The following is a 5,159-nucleotide window of genomic DNA, read 5'->3' as shown; positions in this document are numbered from 1 at the left end:
GTGTCCTTCGACCCGCCGCCCTGGCTGGAGTTCACGACGAGCTGGCCCTCCGGCAGCGCCACCCGCGTGAGCCCGCCCGGCAGGACCCACACCTCCCGTCCGTCGTTGACCGCGAAGGGGCGCAGATCCGCGTGGCGGGGCCGCACGCCGTCCTCGACGAGGGTCGGGATGGTGGAGAGCTGCACGACCGGCTGCGCGATCCAGCCGCGCGGATCCGCGATGAGCCGGCGCCGCAGCTCCTCCAGCTGGCTCCTCGTCGCCGCCGGGCCGACGACGAGGCCCTTCCCGCCGGAGCCGTCGACCGGCTTCACGACCAGCTCGTCGAGGCGGTCGAGGACCTCCTCCAGCGCGCCGGGATCCTCGAGCCGCCAGGTGTCGACGTTCTTCAGCTTCGGCTCCTCGCCGAGGTAATACCGGATCAGGGCGGGCAAGTAGGTGTAGACGAGCTTGTCGTCCGCGACGCCGTTGCCGACCGCGTTCGCGATGGTCACGTTGCCGAGCCGGGCCGCCAGCATCAGGCCGGGGGAGCCGAGCATCGAGTCGGCGCGGAACTGCAGCGGATCGAGGAACTCGTCGTCGACGCGGCGGTAGATGACGTCGACGCGGGTCGGGCCGGCGGTGGTCCGCATCCAGACGCGGCCTCCCGAGCAGAACAGGTCGCGGCCCTCGACCAGCTCGACGCCCATCAGACGAGCCAGGAGCGTGTGCTCGAAGTACGCCGAGTTGTAGACGCCGGGGGTCAGCACGACGACGGTCGGGTCGTCGATCCCGGGAGGCGCGGCGGCCTTCAGCGCCTGGAGGAGCCGGTACGGGTACTCCCCCACCGGCCGGATGCGCATGCGCACGAACAGCTCGGGCAGCGTCTGCGCCATCACCCGGCGGTTGGAGATCACGTAGCTGACGCCGGACGGCACGCGGACGTTGTCCTCCAGCACCCGCCAGTCGCCGTGCTCGTCGCGGATCAGGTCGATGCCCGAGACCTGGATGCGCACGCCGTTCGCCGGCACGACGCCGGCGGCCTGCCGGTGGAAGTGGGAGGAGGAGCTGATCAGGCCCGCGGGGATGACGCCGTCCCGCACGGCCGCCTGCGGCCCGTAGACGTCGGCGAGGAACGCCTCCAGCGCGACGACCCGCTGCTGCACGCCCGCCTCGACGAAGGCCCAGTCGTCCGCCTCGATCACCCGCGGCACGGCGTCGAGCGGGAACGGCCGCTCCTCGCCCGCGAAGTCGAAGGTCACGCCCTGCGCGAGGTACGAGTCGGCGAGCGCTGCGGTGCGCCCCCGCAGCTCCTTCTGGGTCATGGACGCGAGCGCGGAGTGGACCTCCCGGTACGGCTCGCGCGGCACCGCGCCCGCCGTCTCCATGGGCAGATCCGCGAACATCTCGTCGAAGGGCACGGCGGCCGCCGGCGCCGGCTGCCTCGCCGTCCGCGCGTACCCGTCGAAGAGGTCGGCCATCCGCGAAGCGTAGCCAGAGGCGTGTTCCGGGCTTGTTACGGAAGCCGGACGGCGCCGTGCCGGACCGCGCTCGCGGACCTGAGCGGCAGGATTGCGATCGTGACACCGGGCAGCCAGGACTTCTGGGAAGGGCGCTACCGCGCAGCGGCCGCCGACGGATCGAGCCTCTGGGGCGCCGAACCCAACGGCTGGATCGCCGATCGCGTCGCCGCGCTGGCACCCGGAGCGGGACTCGCGATCGACCTCGGTGCGGGAGAGGGGCGCAACGCGTTCTGGCTCGCGGATCGCGGGTGGCGGGTGGTCGCGACGGACTTCTCGAGCGCGGCCGTCGAGGGGATGCGGGCTCGTGCGAACCCGTCGGTCGAGGCGATGATCGCCGATGCGACCAGCTGGGCGTCGCCGGAACCGGTGGACCTCGCGATCGTCTGCTACCTCCAGCTCCCGGCCGATGCGCTCGCGGCCGCGATCGGCAGGGCCGCGGAATCACTGGGCGCGGGCGGCCTGCTGCTCGGGATCTGGCACGACCGGGAGGACGTCGCGCGCGGCCTCGGCGGCGCGATGAGCCCGGGCATCCGGACGACTCCGGAGGAGACCGCCGCCGCCGCGACGGCGGCGGGCCTCCGCATCGAACTGTCCGGTCGCCGCGACCGCGAGACCCCGGCGGGCCTGGCCTGCGACTGCCTCCTCATCGCCTGCAGGTAGCCGCACTTTTCATCTTTACGGAGTTTTGGCGCGCCAGAACTCCGTAAAGATGAAAAGTGGTGCGCCAGAAGGGTGCGGCACGCGCCGAATACGATCCAGAACGTGGACGCGATCGCCTCCCGGATCATCGACCTGCTGAAGCGGAACGCCCGATCGGCGTACCGCGACATCGGTGCGGTGGTCGGTCTGTCCGCCTCGGCGGTGAAGCGGCGGGTCGACCGGCTGCTCGCCGAAGGCGTCATCCGGTCCTTCACGATCCAGGTCGACCCGGCGACCGAGGGCATGAACACGGAGGCGTGGGTCGAGCTGTTCTGCCGCGGTACCGTCTCCCCGACCGAGCTGCGCCGCATCCTCTCCGCCGTTCCCGACGTGGTGTACGCCGGCACGGTGACGGGCAGCGCCGACGCGATCGTGCAGATGCGCAGCCGGGACATCCCGAGCCTCGAGCTCGCCCTGGAGCGCGTCCGGGTCGCACCGAACGTCGACCACACGCGCAGCGCGATCGTCCTCTCGCGGCTCGTGAACCGCGCCACCGGCTGATTCCGCTCAGCGGATTGCGCTCGTCGGACCGCCGACGGAGGTCCATGCCCGGGGAATCAGGGGCACGACCTGGGATTCGTGTCACGTTCCGGTACGCCTCACGGCGTGGCTCCAGCCTTCTGCGGAGTCGAAGCACTAGCCCGCATTCGCCTGGCCGTGATCATCCTGTTACGGTCCTCGCGATCTCGCCGCCCCACCCACCACCCCCGGGAGGCGGCACATCCGACACGCCTCTGCCCGAGGCCGGCGACGCCATGCGCCCGGCCTGCTCGGCGTGCCGTGCGGCGCGCCACCCAGTGCGCTGCGCCGACGAACCGAGGAGACCGCGTGCGCCGCAAGACGATCTGGGGAGCCGGGCTGACGCTCACCGGCACGATTGCCGCGGTGGCGGTCGCTGCCGGATCGATCGCGGGCGCCGCCCCGCAGCCGGTCGCGACGACCTCCAGCACGGCGGCGACCGTCGCGGACGTGCGCCTCCGGCTGACGGCGCTGGAGGCGGAGGCGGACGCCGCGGGGCGGGCGGCGGCGATCGCCGACGAGGCGGTGCTGCAGCAGGACACGTCGGCCAACCGGACCGCCGCAGACCGGTCCGAGGCCGCCCTGCAGACGCTCGCCGCCCGGCAGACGCCCGAGCTCACCGCACTGCTGCAGCAGCTCACCGCGCTCGGAGTGGACCCCGGCAAAGCCGACGGCACCACCGCGACGACGACCGCGCTGGTCGGCAGGACGCGCGCGCTGCGCGCCGTCTCCTACGCCAGGAAGCAGATCGGCGACCCCTACGGCTTCGCGCAGGCCGGTCCGAAGCGCTTCGACTGCTCCGGGCTGACGATGAAGGCGTACACGGCGGTCAAGGTCAGCATCGGCGGTCACAGCGCGACGGCGCAGTGGAGCCGGGCGAAGGCGCGCAACCGGCTGCACTCCTACGCGAGCCGCAAGCCGGGCGACCTCATCTTCTACGGCAGCCCCGGCGCGGTGTACCACGTGGCGATCTACGTGGGCCACGGCCGCATGATCGAGGCGCCGTACCCCGGCAAACGGGTCCGCGAGGTCGCGGTCCGCTCCGGCGACCGGCTGTCCGTGGTGGCGCGTCCGGCCTGACCGCCGCACCGGCGGGTCGCGGCGCGCGTGCGCCCATGAGGGGCGCGGCGCCGGCCGGGGCGTCGGTAGGGTTCGGGCTCATCCGTCCGGCTGCCGAGGAGGACCATGCCCGTCGACCCGACCGACCCCGATCTGCCGCTGCCCGGCGCATCGCCGTTGACCGCGTACGCGCGGTTCTGGCGGCGGTACGTCGTGTTCTCGGGGCGGGCGAGCCCGTCGGAGTACTGGTGGGTCGCCCTGGTGAACGGGATCGTGGCGATCGTGATCGGTGTGATCGGGGTGATCCTGCTCGCGATCGGCGGTGCGCTCGGCGAGCAGGGATCGACGGCCGCCGCCATCCCGAACGCCCTCGGCGCGGTGCTGCTGTTCCTGCTGGCCGTCCTCGTCGTCGCGCAGATCGTGCCGGGGATCGCGGTGTCCGTCCGGCGCCTCCACGACGCGAACCTGTCCGGCCTGCTGTACCTGCTGGCGCTCATCCCGTCGGTGGGCGGGTTGATCGTGCTCGTGCTGCACGTCCTGCCGTCGAACCCCGAGGGGCGCCGGTACGACCGCGGTGCACCCCGGTGGCAGGAGGCCGTGCCCGCGCCCCCCTCGACCGGCGGTGCGCGGCCCGCCTCCTCGCTCCCCTCCACGGCCCCGAACGGCGGCTTCGACACCTGGCCCGCACCCGCGGCCGCCGCGCCGGCGACCGCCCCGATGCCGGTGACCCGGCCGTCCGACACGGCCCCGACTCTCGACACGGCGCAGGCGCCCGACGGCGCGCTGCTCGCCGCGTGGACAGCGGTGGGCGACGTCGAGCGGGTCGAGCCGAAGCTCGGCGTGCAGCCGGCGTGGCGCAGACAGGGGTACCTGCTGATCCGCCGTCCTGACGGCCTCTCGGTGCTGTCGACGAACGGGCTCGCCGAGGCGGAGGGCGCTGCGGCGCTCGGCCCGGGCGCCGAGGTCTACCTCGCGGCCGAGGACTCCGGTCGGACCGCTGCCGAGATCGCCGAGAACTGGCTGTTCACCGTCATCGCCGCCGTCGCCCGCCGCATCGGTGCGAGCGGCATGCACCTGCCCGCCGAGCTCGAGCAGTACGGCGCGCTCTCGATGTCGGTCTCCGTCGACGCGCCTGCGGAGTGGCGTTCGGCCGACGGCGGCGTCGGAGTCCTCGTCGGGATCGGGCTGCCGGACATCCCGGAGGCGGTGGCGACGTCGGCGGGGGAGGTCCGGCTCGTCGGGCTGACGGTGCTGCGTCCGGAGGAGCTGCAGCGCATCCTGGTCGGTGGCCGTGACGAGCGCGCCGCGGTCGCCGCGGCCCTCGCCGTCCTCCCTCCGGCGCAGCTCACCTCCCCGACCCGCCCCGCCGTCTGACCACTTTTC

At 73.3% G+C, this 5,159-nt stretch carries 5 protein-coding genes; 4 read left to right on the top strand and 1 reads right to left on the bottom strand.

The features are described 5' to 3' along the window. The coding region (locus tag ACFE67_RS13850; RefSeq protein WP_375407461.1) for a circularly permuted type 2 ATP-grasp protein at nucleotides 1–1,457 on the bottom strand (1,457 nt) is incomplete at its 3' end. Nucleotides 1,458–1,556: 99 nt separating this feature from the next. Between ACFE67_RS13850 and ACFE67_RS13845 the strand changes: the two genes are divergently transcribed. From ACFE67_RS13845 to ACFE67_RS13830, 4 genes are all read left to right on the top strand, one after another. Further along, nucleotides 1,557–2,159, top strand: coding sequence for a class I SAM-dependent methyltransferase (locus ACFE67_RS13845; protein WP_375407460.1), 603 nt, complete (start codon nucleotides 1,557–1,559; stop codon nucleotides 2,157–2,159). Between the two features lie 102 nt (nucleotides 2,160–2,261). Continuing rightward, nucleotides 2,262–2,699: an Lrp/AsnC family transcriptional regulator gene (locus ACFE67_RS13840; RefSeq protein WP_375407459.1), complete on the top strand. Its 438-nt coding sequence runs from the start codon at nucleotides 2,262–2,264 to the stop codon at nucleotides 2,697–2,699. A gap of 327 nt (nucleotides 2,700–3,026) precedes the next feature. Then, nucleotides 3,027–3,797 carry a C40 family peptidase gene (locus ACFE67_RS13835; RefSeq protein WP_375407458.1) on the top strand — a complete coding sequence of 257 codons (771 nt, stop codon included), beginning with the start codon at nucleotides 3,027–3,029 and terminating at the stop codon, nucleotides 3,795–3,797. Nucleotides 3,798–3,902: 105 nt separating this feature from the next. Continuing rightward, nucleotides 3,903–5,150 (top strand): DUF805 domain-containing protein, encoded by a 1,248-nt coding sequence (locus ACFE67_RS13830; protein ID WP_375407457.1) that lies wholly within the window; start codon nucleotides 3,903–3,905, stop codon nucleotides 5,148–5,150. Nucleotides 5,151–5,159: the final 9 nt, after the last annotated feature.

Source organism: uncultured Amnibacterium sp., from assembly GCF_964244015.1.
Taxonomy (GTDB): domain Bacteria; phylum Actinomycetota; class Actinomycetes; order Actinomycetales; family Microbacteriaceae; genus Amnibacterium.
This window is presented reverse-complemented; position numbering and strand designations above follow the sequence as displayed.